Annotated in this window: 10 protein-coding genes and 1 pseudogene; 3 read left to right on the top strand and 8 right to left on the bottom strand. The window is 28.2% G+C overall.

Features of this window, described 5'->3' with window-relative positions; translation table 11 throughout:
* Nucleotides 1–161: 161 nt before the first annotated feature.
* From KQ44_RS01615 to KQ44_RS01595, 5 genes and pseudogenes are all read right to left on the bottom strand, one after another.
* Nucleotides 162–2,129: a methyl-accepting chemotaxis protein gene (locus KQ44_RS01615; protein ID WP_096735947.1), complete on the bottom strand. Its 1,968-nt coding sequence runs from the start codon at nucleotides 2,127–2,129 to the stop codon at nucleotides 162–164.
* A 135-nt stretch (nucleotides 2,130–2,264) separates the two neighbouring features.
* Nucleotides 2,265–3,305, bottom strand: coding sequence for a UDP-3-O-(3-hydroxymyristoyl)glucosamine N-acyltransferase (gene lpxD, locus KQ44_RS01610; RefSeq protein ID WP_096735946.1), 1,041 nt, complete (start codon nucleotides 3,303–3,305; stop codon nucleotides 2,265–2,267).
* Nucleotides 3,306–3,427: 122 nt separating this feature from the next.
* Nucleotides 3,428–3,856, bottom strand: coding sequence for an OmpH family outer membrane protein (locus KQ44_RS01605; protein ID WP_096735945.1), 429 nt, complete (start codon nucleotides 3,854–3,856; stop codon nucleotides 3,428–3,430).
* Between the two features lie 70 nt (nucleotides 3,857–3,926).
* Nucleotides 3,927–6,545 (bottom strand): outer membrane protein assembly factor BamA, encoded by a 2,619-nt coding sequence (bamA, locus tag KQ44_RS01600; RefSeq protein ID WP_096735944.1) that lies wholly within the window; start codon nucleotides 6,543–6,545, stop codon nucleotides 3,927–3,929.
* Nucleotides 6,533–10,949: pseudogene (locus tag KQ44_RS01595) on the bottom strand (hypothetical protein). Before KQ44_RS01595 ends, bamA begins: the two are co-directional and overlap by 13 nt.
* Nucleotides 10,950–11,220: 271 nt before the next feature.
* On the opposite strand from KQ44_RS01595, the gene KQ44_RS01590 reads away from it, so the two are divergent.
* Together KQ44_RS01590 and KQ44_RS01585 are read left to right on the top strand one after the other, a co-directional pair.
* Nucleotides 11,221–11,655 carry a PTS sugar transporter subunit IIA gene (locus KQ44_RS01590; protein ID WP_096735943.1) on the top strand — a complete coding sequence of 145 codons (435 nt, stop codon included), beginning with the start codon at nucleotides 11,221–11,223 and terminating at the stop codon, nucleotides 11,653–11,655.
* Between the two features lie 274 nt (nucleotides 11,656–11,929).
* On the top strand, nucleotides 11,930–12,964 hold the full coding sequence (locus KQ44_RS01585) for a hypothetical protein (protein WP_096735942.1): 1,035 nt from the start codon (nucleotides 11,930–11,932) through the stop codon (nucleotides 12,962–12,964).
* Here the strand turns inward: KQ44_RS01585 and KQ44_RS01580 are convergent.
* Entirely contained in the window at nucleotides 12,961–13,686 is a 726-nt protein-coding gene (locus KQ44_RS01580) for a ComF family protein (protein ID WP_096735941.1), read from the bottom strand. The two genes, KQ44_RS01585 and KQ44_RS01580, sit on opposite strands and share 4 nt — an antisense overlap.
* Nucleotides 13,686–14,477: a prohibitin family protein gene (locus KQ44_RS01575; RefSeq protein WP_096735940.1), complete on the bottom strand. Its 792-nt coding sequence runs from the start codon at nucleotides 14,475–14,477 to the stop codon at nucleotides 13,686–13,688. Before KQ44_RS01575 ends, KQ44_RS01580 begins: the two co-directional genes overlap by 1 nt.
* A 407-nt stretch (nucleotides 14,478–14,884) precedes the next feature.
* Here KQ44_RS01575 and KQ44_RS01570 point away from each other — a divergent pair, with 407 nt between their 5' ends.
* Nucleotides 14,885–15,817, top strand: coding sequence for an alpha/beta hydrolase (locus tag KQ44_RS01570; protein ID WP_096735939.1), 933 nt, complete (start codon nucleotides 14,885–14,887; stop codon nucleotides 15,815–15,817).
* A gap of 106 nt (nucleotides 15,818–15,923) precedes the next feature.
* Here the strand turns inward: KQ44_RS01570 and tilS are convergent, their stop codons facing one another.
* On the bottom strand, nucleotides 15,924–16,169 hold the full coding sequence (gene tilS, locus KQ44_RS01565) for a tRNA lysidine(34) synthetase TilS (protein WP_240516414.1): 246 nt from the start codon (nucleotides 16,167–16,169) through the stop codon (nucleotides 15,924–15,926).
* Nucleotides 16,170–16,299: the final 130 nt, after the last annotated feature.

The raw sequence follows: 16,299 nt of genomic DNA, 5'->3' as shown, positions 1-16,299 counted from the left end.
ATTGCGGCTTTCCTCGCATGTATGTGCCCGCTTCTGTTGGTGCCATTAAGAAGTAAAAGAAATATATATTTATATCCTAAAATAATAAATTATACACATGTATAAACGTTGTATTTGTAATTTTAAAATTAATCTTATCAAGTAGTTTTGAAACAAGTCTATTATTTATTAATACTAAAGAATTTCATCAAATCAGCAAGTTTTTCAGTTTCTTTTTCCATATCTATAACTATATCAGCATTTGTTTTTACCAATGCAGTATTTTGTTCAGCACTAATATCAACACTATTAACCGCACTTTGTACTTCTCTTGCAGAAGCGTCCTGCTGAGTGGAAGATTCAACCATCTGACTTACTATATCGCTGCTTTCTTTAGCTTTATTTGTTATATCTTCCAAAGCATCCATCGTTTCTTTTATTTTGCTGTTTCCTTCATTGATTTTTTCTATACTGTTATTAACTATATTAGTAATATTTTTTACAGATTCCTGAGAAGTCTGAGCTAGGTTTCTAACTTCAGCGGCTACAACAGCGAATCCTTTTCCCTGCTCTCCAGCACGTGCAGCCTCAACCGAAGCATTAAGAGCAAGTATATTAGTCTGCATAGCTATATCATCTATCATTTTTGTTATATTTGATATTTCAGCAGTCGCTTTGGTAATATCCTCCATAAGAGCCATAGATTCTTTTGATAAATTGTAGCAATGCTCACTTGAATCAGTAAGAACTTGTATTTTATCATTAGTTACAGCTATATCATTAGTTGTCTTATCTATCACTTTTAATGTATTTGTCATAGTTTGATTTATAAGTTTAAGATCATCTCTTTGTTTTTCAGTCCTGTTTGAAAGATCAGCACTTCCTACACTAACATTTTTGCTTGCATTTTCCATAGCATTAGTAGAATCTAATATTTGTTTTATTATATTTGATAATATATTCTGGGTATTTTGAATTGAATTAAATATCATTCCTATTTCATCTTTTCTTTTGCTTAATGCTTCATTTTTGTATGAAGTTAAATCTCCGCTGCTTAATTTTTCTGAAACATGGAGGATTTTCAATATTGGGTCTATCAAACTTTTCTTTATTAAGATATTTATTATAATTAAAAATATTATAAGCACAATAATAGCAAGTACAGATGTTATAACGGCATTTATTATATTTTCTTTTACTATAACCATTTCAGGCACACTTACAAGCAGTGCTATTGAATTATAATCATCTTTTAATGAAGTTAAAGGTACTATAATATTAAACATTTTATGTCTATCTATTTTATTAATAAAAGAATATCTGATACTATTTTCTACAGCATTCATTATTTGATTAGCATTATCATTATATATGCTTGAAATCTCTCTTCCTATATTCATAGTATTTGTAGAAGCAAGAATGATACCATACTGATTTATCAAATAACCTTCCATACCTTCATTAGTAGATATATCAGAAACTATTTTTACCAAATTTTCAGCAGAAAAATCTACTCCTACCATACCTAAAAACTTTCCAGAATTATCTAGTATAGGTTCAACAATACTTACAGTAAGTACAGTATCAGCTCCTGTGTAAGTATCATCTTTTTCTACATCGCTTATATAAAGCTGTTTAGTGTCTTTGGGTATAGTGTAATAGTCTGGATTTGCATCAAACTCTTCTTGATAAACCTTATCATAAGTAATAGTATTATCATCATAAAAAAATGCAGGTCCGTATCTTCCATCATTTTCAGAACCGTAATCAGTATCTATAAAATCATTATCTCTTCCATCAAAGGCATTTTTCTCCCACATTTCATATATTGCAAATAAGTTTTTATTGTTTTTGAGAATTTCTCCCAAAACTTCAGCATGAGATTGTCTGGTAACTGATGCGTTTGATATATCATTTTTTAGAGAAAGCGATATAGTTTTGAGCATAGATATATATGATGCCATTTCTCTTTCTATATCTTTAGCATAAGTACTAACCATATATTCAGTTGAAGCAAATCCTTTCTCTTTTGAATTAGATATATTATGACTTACCATATATGATATAATAGTTATAAACATTACCAATATTGAGATACTCAATAGTACAAATATTTTAAATTGAAGACCTAATGATTTGTTATTTTCCATAAATATACCCTAAATAATTTTATTTTTTAGTATAATAATATACTTAATTAAAAAAACAACAATAAAATTTTTAAAAATCTGATTATTTTTATTATATATTATATATATAAGCATATTTTTTATTTTGGTATAAAATTATTTTACTCTTTTTATTTTTATACCAAAACGTTCTTCAACAATTTTTATAAGTTCTGGAAGTTTCTGCTCGGCTATCATTTTTAATTTTTCTCTTTCTATATTTTGAGCAGGTGTACCAAGCATAATTGAATTGGCTTCTACTTTTACATTAGACATTACAGCAGTTCTTCCTCCAAATATTACCCTATCACCGAGTGTAACATGGTCGGCTAAAGCGGCCTGTCCGCCTAATATACAATGATGACCTATTTTTGAACTTCCTGCAATTCCAACCTGAGAAACGATTATAGAATGCTCTCCTATATCGCAGTTATGAGCTATCTGAACTAAATTATCTATTTTTACGCCTTCTCTTATAATTGTAGAACCCAATGTTGCTCTGTCAATACATACATTAGCTCCAAGCTCAACATCATCTTCTATAACAACATTTCCTCTCTGTGGTATTTTCATTTGTCTGCCATTAACTTCAAAGAATCCAAATCCATCATTTCCTATAACAGTAGAAGAGCCTATTATAACTTTATTTTTTACTATGCATCTGTCATGTATAACGGCATTAGTATATATGGTACAGTTTTCACCTATAACTACATCATCACCCAAAAATACATTAGCCTCTATAACAGAACCTTTACCTACTACAGTATTTTTTCCTATATGAACATTATCTCCGATATAGGCATTAGCATCTATGTTGGCATTTTCTTTTATAACAGCCGTTTTTTCAATAGTTCCTAAAGGGTATTTTTTATCTTCAAATAAAGAATAAAGCAGCTTAATAAATGCTTCTTTTGGATTATTATATATTACAGCAGTTTTGCCTTTTAAATCTTTTATATCATTAAATGTTTCTTCTTTCAATATTAAAGCATTGGCAGTACTCTCTAAAGCAGGTTCAAGATATTTATTATTATCTATACAAACTATAGAGCCTTCTATTATTTGATTTATAGGAGAAAGAGTAGATATTTCTTTATTTTCATCTCCTATTATTTTTTGAGCATTAATAAACTTGCAAATATCTTTTATTTTCATAAATATTATTATCTCCTTTTATTTTATTAATTTATTAAATATACGAAAAACTAAAATGCATTATATATTTTTATAATACATTTTAGTTCTTAGATTAAAAATACTATTATTCTATATTTTATTTATTTTTGTAAAGAGGCTTTAACATTTGCTATTACTGGTTCTGTGATATCAAAAGTTCTATCCGCATAAAGTATAGAATTTTCTGTTCTTTCAAGTATTAAAGTATATCCCTCTTTTTTTACTATTGACATAAGAGCATTTGCAACCTGTCTTTTTACTTCTCCTCTTAAAGAATAATCTCTGTTGTTTTGAGCTATAGAAGTATCAGTCATATTAGTCTGCATAGCATCTTGAGTTTTATATTCCTCTAATTTCATTTTTAATTTTTCAACAAACTCTTCATCGCTTGTAAGTTCTTTAATTACTCTTTCAAGGTCAATATATCCAACTTTTGTAAGCCTGTATGACTGTGTAAATACTCTAGGGCTAATAATAGATACAGTAAGTACTGCTATAAATAGTAAACTCATAATGTAATATTTTTTCATTTTTATCTCCTTTTTTATATATAGTTATTATATATAAATTTATATAATTATTATCAAAAACAATATATTTTTAATAGAATGGGTGATTCATAGTAAATGCTATACCCCAGCCTCTTCCAAACCAAGCTCCTAAAGGAGTGAAAGTATCTCCTTCAAAATCCTGAAGTCCTTTTCCAAATCCTACATCATTTTTATTGTATACAAATCTTTTAGCTATGTAGAATCTTACATTAAATATAGGAATTGTAAGCCTTATACCTACTCCTACAGAATATATATACTGAGAAGGATCAAATATATCTTTAATATCCATAAACTGCGAAGGATAACTATGAGCATCTCCATCCTGATTCCAGCCCGTGCTTCCGGGCATCCATAGCTGACCTGCATCAAAGAAAGTAACAAATCCAAGAGTTTTAGGTATAATAGGTACACGAAGTTCAGCAAAGAATCTCACTTTAGCTCTTCCATAGCTCCAAGAGTCTGTTGAGCCGTCTTCTGCTTTCATATCGTAAGTAGATAATCCTCTGTTTTTCTTAAATATAGTGTATTTAGAAGTATCCCAACCTCTAACATCTTCAAATGGGTTAAGATAGTATAAAACATCTGCATCGTTTTTTATAGGAAGCCCCGGAGTTGCTATAATTTGACCTAATTCTCCGTAGAATGCGAATGAAAGCCATTCTGTTGCAGGAATAGCTAAGAATCCTGTTAAATTAAGTCTTGTAAGCTGAGTATGTCCAAAGTAAAAATCGGCTATGCCTCTTAAGAAACTTCCTTTAGTAGGGTTTAAATAATCATTTCTGCTGTCTCGAAGAAGAGAATATGATACAATAAATGTAGTAAACCAATCACTTTGCCATCTTTGGAAAGATCCATCTTTTTTATTTATTCTATGAACCAAATATTTTTTTATGTCGCTTAATACATAATTAGGACCTGCCTCACTTGCCCCTTGGTCATGCCACTGCTGATACTGCTGTACTATTGTATCAAAAGTTATAAATGTAGAATAATAGTCAGCAAAATAATAACCAAGCCTTACTATACCTTCAAAACCATGCCTTGTATAATATGAGTATTTAGGTATTCCAAAAGAATCAGCACCTATTTCATATCCAGTATTAACACCTTCATTAAAGTATGATAAATCAACTCCCAAATATATAGGCAGATTAAGTAAATAAGGTTCAGCAAAGTTTACTGCTATACGTTTTTGAGTTTCTCCAAGTTCTCCGCTTAAACCTAACTGCAAACCTCTTCCTAAAAAGTTATTTTCTCTAATAGAAGCAAATACCTTAAATCCAGAACCAGTAGAGAAACCGCCGCCTCCCGATACCATCGCAGTTTTACCTTCAGATACATTTAAAGTTAATTCCATTAATCCTTCAGCAGAACCAGGTTTTACTCCTAAATTAATATTATCAAAAAACTGAGTGTTATATAATCTTTCTTGTATTCTTTGTATTTTAGCTGTGTTAAATACTTCTCCTGGTTTTATATCTATATATCTTTGTATAACAAAATCTTTAGTTTTTGTATTTCCAGCTATAGTAATATTTTCTATATGAGCTTTATCATTTTCTACAATATCGTACATTATATTTACTATTTTATTTTCTTCATTAACAGTAATTACTGGTATAACTTGTCTGAATATATATCCTCTTTCAGAATATTTATTTTGTATACCCTGATAATCCGTCATATGATAGGTGTAGTTATATAAAGCTCCTTTTTTTGATTTTATATCTTTTTGTATATTTTCAGATGATATAATAAAATTACCTTTAAATCCTATATCACCAAAATAATATTTATCGCCTTCTGTGATGTATATATCTATTATTAAATCCTGCTCATTTTTTATTTGAGGGTCTCTCCACTGATATGTGAACTTTACATTATCCACCTTTGCTCTGTAGTATCCTCTATCAGCGTAATACTTTACAATTTTTGTTTTGTCCTCTTCAAATTTAAACTCATTAAACTTTCCTAATGTCATAAATCCATTTTCTTTTGTTGACATTTGTCTTTTAAGTTCATTGACAGAGAAATGTGTATTACCATGAAACCTTATGCTTGATACTTTTACCTCATTTCCTTCTACAATATTCATTTCTATGGTAACATCAGAGCTTTCATTATTTTCAATTACTTTAGGCTCTACATATGCCTTTAAATATCCTTTATCCTGATAATTAGTTATAATAGCATTAACCGCTTCATTAAGTTTTTGCGGTATATAAGGGTCTCCAGCTCTCATTATGGGTTTTATGGTATCATTAAGTGCTGTTCTGCTTAGGCGTTTATTTCCAATATATTCTATGTTTTTTATAATATATCTTTCTGCCACTATAATATTTAACACAACTCCGTCATCTTCTCTGTTGGCATCAATAGCTACTCTGTCAAATAACTGCGTATCGAATAGTTTTTTTATTGCCTCATTTATTTCTGTCCTTTGAAATTTACTTCCAGATTTTATTGGAAAGCTGTTTATTATTTGATCTTTTGTAAGCCTTACTTCGCCTGTAACATCTATTCTTTTTATTACAAGACCTTCATATACAGCAATATTTCTTGCTGTTTGTAAATTCTCAAAATCACTCTCTGCTGCTATAAGTAAAGCTGCAGCAAGTGCAAGAAATGAAAATAAAATAATACAATTTTTCACTAAAATCTCCACCGAGTAACTATATTAAAATCTTGTCCTTTTCCTTGTATATCGAAAGGGTTTATTTTATACTCAAAAACAAAATTTGCAAGTTTATAATTCTTTAATAAAGAAACCTCAAAACCGAACTGATGGTCAAAATAATATGGATCTAAGTTTTTTCCATTAAGGCTAGGTCTTGTTGTATCAACTGCTCTGTAAGTAACATCGTATTTTAAATATAAATATTTAGAAACATATTTACCTATTCCTACGCTTGTATTATCCCATACAGATGTAGGACTTATACTATTATTATTTGTAACAAACAATAAATTATTTACTACTGTAGGGCTTAAGTTAATATAATCTATACCTAAAAATTGTCTTACCCATCTTTCTACAGGTCTTAATACAGTACTTCTTAAAAGCAAATCGCTGTAATTCATAGTAAGCTGCTGCAGTTGATCATTATTAATAGAACTTCTGCTTGAAGTACTTTCTGCAAACATCTGGTCTTCTCTGCTTCCGAAACTTCCCTGAGGTATACCTGCAAGCTGATTAACCTGATACTGCCCTAAAGCTGGTATAGTGTAAAATCTTACAGGAGAAAGTCCTGAGTTTTGAGAAGATACCAATTGAGATAGTCTTGCATTCATTTCCATATATAAAGTTACACTTTCCCCTGCAATTTCGCTTTCAAATGATTGAGACGAAAGATTGGCAGTTGAAGGGTAATATTTTTTATATGTATACGCTGTAGCCGTTATTATAGGGTCCAAACTATTATTAGGAGGGAAAGTAACGGAACCATTTTCAAGCTGATATATATTCTGAAGATAATAAATACTTCCCCTGTCCACATTAACAGTACCAGCAAGTTCTATACCATCCATAAGAGTATTATAAACTCTCATTTTTGATCCTTCTTCCAAATAAACATCGCCAACTAAATTATGGGCTACTCTTACCTGACGCCAAGCCTCTATAGTGAAGTCCCAATAAATTTTACTTAATATTCCATAAACTCTTTCTTTATAAGTGCTTCCTGAAGCTAAAGTTGAAAGCTGAACATCACTTTTCATAAGCGTAAGTATTCCGCCTATTCTAGGAGCTGCAATATTTCCGCCTACTGTAATATCTACATGCACGGGTCCTTTTACTTTAGCAATACCCAAATTCATATTGCCGTCTAAAAGTCCGAGCTGTTCATCTGAAGAGAGTAAATCAAATGCCATATAGTTTATAGTATTTTTGAAAATTTCAGCTTCCCCAGTTACACTGAGATTTTTTTTCTTTTTAGATGTAAATGTTAAATTGTTTACATTAAACATATGTCCGTCAAAATTAAAATCTACTATAGTATCATCAAAGACATCGCTAAAATATGCTATTTTTACCTTTCTTCCATGACCTAAAAATCTGCCGTCTATAGCAACATTATCAGTATCTCCATGTATATGAGCATACAATGTATATGGTTTTCCGTCTATCATAAAGTTAGTAGGAGATGAATGTATTTCTGTAAATAATACATTAAATATTTCAAATACTTCTACATTGATTATATCTGATGTAACTAGCAAATCTACTTGATCTCTTTGAGTATTTTTTATAATGCCGTCTATATTAAGCATATTATTATCATCATATACATATATCAAATCTGTTCTAGTGCCTTCTTCTTCTTTGGTAATAGAGCCGTTAATACCATGTTTTTTTGTATTTGTAAATGTAATATCTTCCCCATTATATGTAACTATTGTTCCGAACTCTGGAAGTTTTCTTTTGTTTATTGTTATAGGTGTAGTTTGTATTCTAAACTCCTGTCTTCCATCTGGGAGTCTTCTCATATTATAATCTATAGTGCCTGAATATGAGCTTAGAAAAACTATATTATTTACTTCTACTTGCATATTCTGCAGATCTCTTGAAAAATATGCATAAGGTATTTTTATCTGCTGTTTTTTGGTAAATGCTTTAGAAGTAACCATTCCAAAATCGCCTGTTTTGGTTACAAGAATATCTTTTAATTCTAATTCATCTGTTTTATAATAGCCAGTTAAAGAAACATCAAATCTCATACCTGGTATTTGGAACTCTTTAACATCAAATTTTTCAAGATATACAACAGGACTGTTCATGAGGCCTATTATAGTAGCATTTGCTGTAAGTATTCCGTATGCTTTTCCGCTTATATCAAAAGGAAGCTGACTTATAGTAACTTTTCCGTATACATTATTTTTATTAATAGAGGCATCTAATGCAAATATGCCGTCATTTTCTATATCTTTTAATAGAGCAGTAAATTTGCCTATACCGTCACTTGAAGTGAGTATTCCATTTCCAGACACTCTGTTTTCGCCGTAGTCAAGCACTATATTGGTAAGCATTATACTTTGATTAGAAAGCTCAAACTGAGTATTTAAAGCGAATATAGGAGCTAAGTTTTTATTGGCTTTAATATTACCATATACATATATAGGCTCTTGAGTATAGTTGTTTATATCTACATCAACATTTATATCTATATCTTTTATGCTTAAAGTTTTTGGAGTTTTAATATTTAGGTCTAATAATCCGTTTGTTGCTATTAATCCGCTTGCTATTATTTCTGATTTGTCAGTAGAAGCATATATTATTCTATTTCCGTTTGTAGATGTAGTTGTAAAGCCGCTTAGTCCGTAATTACCTGCTGGTGTTCCTACATTACCGTTTATTTTTACATTAAAATTTTTATCGTATTCTATTTTGGCATTGGCATTTATACCGCTGTCTTCTGAAAGTCTGTAGTATATATCATCTATATCTATGACATTCTGATATGCTGACATTCCTATTCTTATGAGATATTCCTCTGTATATATTTTCCTAGATGATGCTTTAAGTATATGAACATTTCCTTTGCCTTCTGTATACATAGCATTACTTAGGCTATAGTTTATATTTAATGATGATAAATTATCTATAATATTTTTACCTAATAATACTAAAAATATATCCTGCGGTATTACACCTTTAGCTTCTGCCAATATTGGTTTAGTTTTATCAAGTGAAAAGCTCATATTAAAAGGCTGTTCATATTTATTAGGTCTTAAATTAAGTCCTATTTCTTTATCATCTCTGTTGTACGAAAAATCAAATGACAAAGGATTTTCTAATGTATTTGCATATGTAAAAGATGATATTGTGAATCTTGATTTTATTTCTTTATCATTTACAGCGGTAGGAGTTAAATAAAGTTTTGTAGATAATTTTTTAGCTCCTGCATTTATATCTTTTACATTTAATGATATAATACTTGATATAGGATCGCTTAGTGGAACTATTCCGCTTGCTATAATATTACCATCTAGGGCGTTTATATTGGCATTTGAAAGTATTATGCTGTTATTTGTAAGTTCGGCATTAACCGCTACATTGAATAGCTTATCGCGTACTTTTAAGTCAAAGTCTATATATGAGTTTGTTATATTTTTTAGAGAATAATAACCATAGGCATTAATATCAGCATCTCTGAAAGTATTAATATAATTGCTTACAGAAGTTATTTTTTTATTGTCTAATTTTACAAACTTATAAATAATAGGGGTATCCAAAGCTATATTCATAAATTTATATATAGCCTCTTTTTTTATTTTTATATTTGTAACTGAAAAATTAATATCTTCATTAAGATGATTATAATTTAAATTGATAAAGTCATATTTATTTTCATTTTGAAGACTAGCCTCAACTTTATCATATGTATTTGTTATAAATAAATTATATTTAAATAAATCTCCGTTTTCGTCTTTGGCATATATTAATGTGTTAATATCTGATAAATTAGTTGTACTTTCTGAAGCTAGATGCACTATTGTTTTGTCTGGCAGGTTCAAATCGTATGACAGAAAATATCCATAATCTCTGAAATTACCATATAGAGAATTAAGAGATACTTCTGTTGTAGTATTATTATCAACCACTTTTGCTGAGAAGTTATTTATATTAATATTTTTATCCATAAATATAGGAGTTATACTATTAACTGTGTCTCTCACACTTTCATATATATTTTTTTTATTTGTGCTTTCACTTTTCAATATAGAAGTATCAAAAACAATAGGATAAAAGTCAGCATTATCAATACTAATATCACTTAAAAGATATAGAGGATCTCTCTTTATGAATATTCTAAAAAAAATTAAATCTTAATGAGGCTTTATCCATATCAAAGAATGCGTCTTTACTATTTTTTGAATAAAGTTTAACATTATCCAAGACTAATTCTAATTTATAGGATATACTTATATCTGATATTGATATGTCTATAGGACTTACTTTATTTATATATTCTATAACATTATCAAGATATTTCTGCTTATTTGAAAGTACTATAGATACACTAAATAAAGCAGGTATCATAAAAGCCATCAAGGTGGTAGCTATATACATTCTGAACCTAGAGTATCTATCCTTTTTACGCAATAAAAAATCCTTTTAAAAGATTATTTACAATTATTTTTACACTATAATATAACCTATTTTTAGAAAAATTGTTATATCCTTAACTATTAATTGTCGGAATTTGATTTTTTATACATTAAAAAGTTGTAATTTGCTATTTTGAAACTTATGTGTACATTAAAAATAGATTTGACAAATAATAAAAATAAAACTATAATATTATATACATAAAAACAGTTTATTATTTAGAGGTATATGTATGTTAAAACAACTTATAAGAAACAAAATAGATATAGTTGATAGTGTTGATAATTGGGAAGAGGCTATAAAAAAAGGTGCCGAGCTTTTACTTGAAAATAAATGTATAGAGCCTAGATATGTTGATTGCATTATAAAAAATATTAAAGAATCAGGTCCTTATATTGTATTGGGTGACGGAATGGCTATGTCGCATGCCAGACCAGAAGACGGGGTTTTGAAAAATGGAATTACACTTTTAAAAATTAAAAATGGTGTGGATTTTGATGATAAAAATAAAATATTTTTATTATTTACTTTGGCTGCTGAGAATAACGATAATCATCAAGGATTAATGGAAGAAATTGCAGATTTGCTTAATGAAAGCGAAAAAATTAAAAGAATAATGTATGATGATTTAACTGATTTAGAAATATACGATATTATATTGCAGTAATTTTTTAGTTATTTATTTTGTATTCACTTTTAAGATAACACCATACCTAATGGTATTTCATTCGGTTGAATGATAGCAGACAGCATAAAAAGTTTAAAACACATGTGGCTCTATGTGTACTTCATAAAGGCAGAACTTTGTAAATTATAAATTTAAACGATTCATTCTTGTAGTTTTTTATTTATTGCTGCTTATTTAGCTATTTTAACTATAAAAATAATTTTGACAAAACTTAATTTTTCTTATATAGTTTTGACTTAGGAGTATAACTATTATGGAATTATATCAGGAAAAATTAATTAATGCTTTAAAAATGTATCAGAATGATTTTGATAATATGGTTAATTCTTTTTATGATAATAAAGAAAATTTCGGTATTTTAATAAAAAAATATTCATGTGAAACTGAAGATAATGTTGATAAAAACTATTTATTAAGAGCCAGACTTGCATTTTCTATTTTGTATTATAAGAATATAAAAGCTCTAAAAAAAGAGGCTGTAAAAAATATAATAACTTATCTGTTTGAAGAAGAGATAAAAGACAGAAAAACATCAAAATATAAAGGTATAGGAATATCATTAGAGGTTTTAACATTTCTTCTTAATAAATATAGTAAAGATAATAAAGCATTATTCAAACAGGCCAAAGAAGCTAATACCGACTGTTCAATAGGATATGACAGCGATGTGAGATTTGAAGATGATATAGAAAAATTAAATATACTTTATGCTATACATTATGCTTTGGAATTGGGATTTAAAGATTTATATTATGAGCTTATAGATATATGGAAATCTTCTATAAAAGTGTGGGACAGAATTAATTTAGAGAGATTAAGAGATTTTGAGATTGAGGTTGGAAATAAAGAAGGTGAGCTTAAGGCAAATAAAGAATTATACTCTATTTCAAAAGATAATTATGAAAAAAATAAGAAAAATACTTTGCTTTCAAAAAAGAATTTGTTTTATTTACTTTCATACTTGGGTAATTATATAGAAAATCTTGTAAGGCTTTCAAAATATGATGAGGCTTATGATACTCTTACAAATAATATTGATGATATAAAAAATATAGATGCCTTTTATAATATCAATGCTGGAATACTAATTGTAGACTGTGCTTTAAAAATTCTTCTTAATACAGATAAGATTGACAAAGATAATGCATTATGGAAATTTGTAAAAATAGCTTTTAGTAATGAGCATTTATCATATACTAAAGCTGTGTATGATAATTTTATAAAATGTGCTGAAAAAATGAATGACTTAGAAATGAAAGAGAAAGTTTTGAAATATATTGATAATTAAGCTCTTGCTGCAGTTAATACTCCTATTTTATTTATGCATTCAAGTTTTTTAATTTCTTTTGATATTTCATTTAAAGTGCTTCCAGTGGTAATTACATCATCTATTATAAGCAGATTTATTTTATTAAAAGAATGATAATCATTATTTACTAAAAATGCATTTTGTATCATATTTATTCTTTCTGCTTTGCTATTTAAAGAACTCAATGCTTTGGTTTCTTTTTTACGGATTATTATATTATCAATTAATTTTATATTTAGAATTTTAGATATATTTTTGGCAATAAGCTCGCTTTGATTGTATCCTCTTTCTAATAATCTCTTTTTTCCAAGAGGAACGAACGTAATAGCATCATATTGAAGTATATAGGCTTTATAATAATAACTAAGCATAGCAGCAAAATCATGGCATATTAAATATCTATGAGAAAACTTCATTTTATGAATAATATCTGCTGCATTATTTGTATAGTAAAGCATAGATTTACACTCATCAAAATAAATATCTTCATTTTTGCATATACATATAGAGTTTATACTTTCCAAAACTTTACCGCATCTATTACATCGTATATATTCATCTTTATGTATATAATCCAGATTTTTATTAATACAGTCTATGCATATATAATTCATATTACTGCTTTCTATAATATTCCCGCATACGATGCAGTGATTTGGAAATATTATAGATGCTAAATGTTTTATAATTTTTTTGTACATTATTTAATTTGTATCATAGGAGTAACACCAGAGCCTGCTACTTGAGGCATTTTTCCGTCCCATTTTTCTATGTACATTCTCTGTATTAGTAAAGGAGTTAAAGATTCCTGCATAATTCTATTAGCTTCAGAAACACCTTTCGCTTTAGTAATTTCAGCTTCTGCCTCATATCTTACTTTTTCCAAAGCATTCTGTGCAGTTAGTGCGTCCTGAGAGGCTATTAATTTTCTTTCTATTGCTTGGTCAAATTCATCAGAAAAATCATGCTCTATAATAGAACAAGCAGCAACAGTTATTCCGTAATCATCAAAATCGGCTGTAACTTCTTTTAAGAGTTCACCTGCCATTTCATTTCTTTTTGTTATAAACTCTTCTATAGTATATCTTGCTGAAACAGCATTAAGACTTTCGGATATTCTAGGATTAATTAATTTGTTTTTATAATCCACTCCGAATTTTCTATATAAATCCAAAGCATCTCCTCCTATGGAGTACTGAACATTTAAAGTCATTGATATAGTTTGCATATCTTTTGATGATACAGAATATGTTTTTTCTACAGTCTGCTCTCTTACTTCCATAGTTTTTATAGTGTCTATAAAAGGTATTCTAAAATGAAGTCCTGGCTCTTCCTGAGATATAGCTTTACCGAGTCTGCTTCTTATTCCTACTTCCCCAGTAGATATAATAGTAACACTTGAAAATATTAAAAAACCTACTATTAATACAACAGGCAAAACTATAAGAAGTACAGAATGTAATTTATTTGAACTGATATCGATAATTCTCATAAAACTCTCCTTAAAATTATTATAAGGAATGATAAATGATAATAATTTTTTTTGCAAGTCTGTAATTATATTATAATAGTATTATTTCGTACTATAATTATAACTTGATTAAATTATATTTTGATTATTACTGATATAAAAAATAGGCACTGTATATATGATTAAAATAACTATTGTTTATAAATAAAGTATAAAAAGTATAATATATAAATCTATAAATACATATTAAAATATAGTAAAATATTTATTGCATTAAGAAAAAAATGCTATATAATTTATTATTGTTTTTAAGGATATAATTCATTTTATGATTGGCAGTGTTTGCTGATTTGTCTATATTGTTAGTAGAATATAATAATTGTAAAACAATTTTTTAATAGATTTTTATATTTATCGGAGTATTTTTTATGAAAATGCTAAACAGAGTTTTAATATCTGATGACGGTCATAGAATGTATACATATATATTTGTTCCTGATTCTAAGCCTAAAGGTATTGTACAGATAGTTCATGGACTTGGAGAACATGCAGGAAGATATAAAGAGTTTGCTGAAAAATTAAATGAAGCTGGTTTTTTAGTTTGTGCTGATGATCATAGAGGTTTTGGAAGAAGCACTGTGAGTAAGGATCAAATAGGGCATATAGCCGATGAAAAAGGGCATGAACTAATAATAGAAGATTTAAGACATTTAATGGTAAACACTAAAGCTGATTATCCTAATATACCGTACTTTATGCTTGGTCATAGTATGGGGTCATTTCTTACAAGAGGCTTTTTAATAAAATATTATAAAGATTTAGACGGTGCTGTTATAATGGGTACAAGAGGAAAAATGAAGGGTATAGAAAATTTTGGAAAGGCTATAGCTAATTTTCAAAAATCTATATTCGGCGGAAGAAAAAGAGCACATCTGCTTGATAAGTTATCTGTAGGAGGATACGGAAAAAAATTCTTCCCTAAAGAAAACTCATCTTTTGCTTGGCTTACTTCAGATAAAGAGGAAATTAAAAAAGTTCAGGAAGATGAGTACTTTGCAGATAAGCCTGCCAGTATAGAAACATATATACAGATGTTTGAGCTTATTGATAAAATTTCAAATAAGGATAATTATTCTTCTATGAATAAAGATTTTCCTATACTTTTAATATCTGGAGATAGAGACCCTGTAGGCGATATGGGAAAAGGTGTTAAGTGGGTATATGATATGTATAAATCATTAGGATTTAAAGATGTTAATATAAGCCTTTATAAAGACGGAAGACATGAAATACTTAATGATGTTCAAAGAGATGATGTGTCTAATGAGATAATTGCTTGGCTTAATTCTCATATAGCATAATATTTTTGTAAAAGTATAGGTATATTTTGCCTATACTTTTTATTTATTAACATAATACTGCGTATTTTTTTAATACCATTATTTCATTATTTGAAAAAATTACGTATTATGAAAAGCTAATTTTTAATATGTATTCATCTTCTTTACTCACAGCCGCCTCATTTGATATTCTGCTTAATCCGTAAGGCTCTAAATATAATGCCAATATATTATTATCATCTTCTGAAGTTATTACGGGTATTGTGTTCCTTTCATATGCGGGTATTTTTAAATCTATAAAAATTTTTCTTAAATATTTTTTGTGATTATCAGGATATGCATATATAAAATCCCCATCTTTTTTAGTTCTCATTATAATTGGGTATTTATCTTTTATATATAAACCTTCTTTATAATTAATATCTTTATTTAAAACTCTTTTATCTCTGCTTTTTATCTAAAAAGTTATATACTCCGTCTTTATCTATTTTATATAGTTATCT

The organism is Brachyspira sp. G79 (assembly GCF_002379365.1).
Lineage (GTDB): Bacteria > Spirochaetota > Brachyspiria > Brachyspirales > Brachyspiraceae > Brachyspira.
This window is presented reverse-complemented; position numbering and strand designations above follow the sequence as displayed.

What these genes read in the sequence shown, in the direction of transcription:
- KQ44_RS01615 (WP_096735947.1), bottom strand. Translation starts at nt 2,129, where the DNA reads ATGGAAAATAACAAATCATTAGGTCTTCAATTTAAAATATTTGTACTA.
- lpxD (WP_096735946.1), bottom strand. Translation starts at nt 3,305, where the DNA reads ATGAAAATAAAAGATATTTGCAAGTTTATTAATGCTCAAAAAATAATA.
- KQ44_RS01605 (WP_096735945.1), bottom strand. Translation starts at nt 3,856, where the DNA reads ATGAAAAAATATTACATTATGAGTTTACTATTTATAGCAGTACTTACT.
- KQ44_RS01590 (WP_096735943.1), top strand. Translation starts at nt 11,221, where the DNA reads ATGTTAAAACAACTTATAAGAAACAAAATAGATATAGTTGATAGTGTT.
- KQ44_RS01585 (WP_096735942.1), top strand. Translation starts at nt 11,930, where the DNA reads ATGGAATTATATCAGGAAAAATTAATTAATGCTTTAAAAATGTATCAG.
- KQ44_RS01580 (WP_096735941.1), bottom strand. Translation starts at nt 13,686, where the DNA reads ATGTACAAAAAAATTATAAAACATTTAGCATCTATAATATTTCCAAAT.
- KQ44_RS01575 (WP_096735940.1), bottom strand. Translation starts at nt 14,477, where the DNA reads ATGAGAATTATCGATATCAGTTCAAATAAATTACATTCTGTACTTCTT.
- KQ44_RS01570 (WP_096735939.1), top strand. Translation starts at nt 14,885, where the DNA reads ATGAAAATGCTAAACAGAGTTTTAATATCTGATGACGGTCATAGAATG.
- tilS (WP_240516414.1), bottom strand. Translation starts at nt 16,169, where the DNA reads ATGAGAACTAAAAAAGATGGGGATTTTATATATGCATATCCTGATAAT.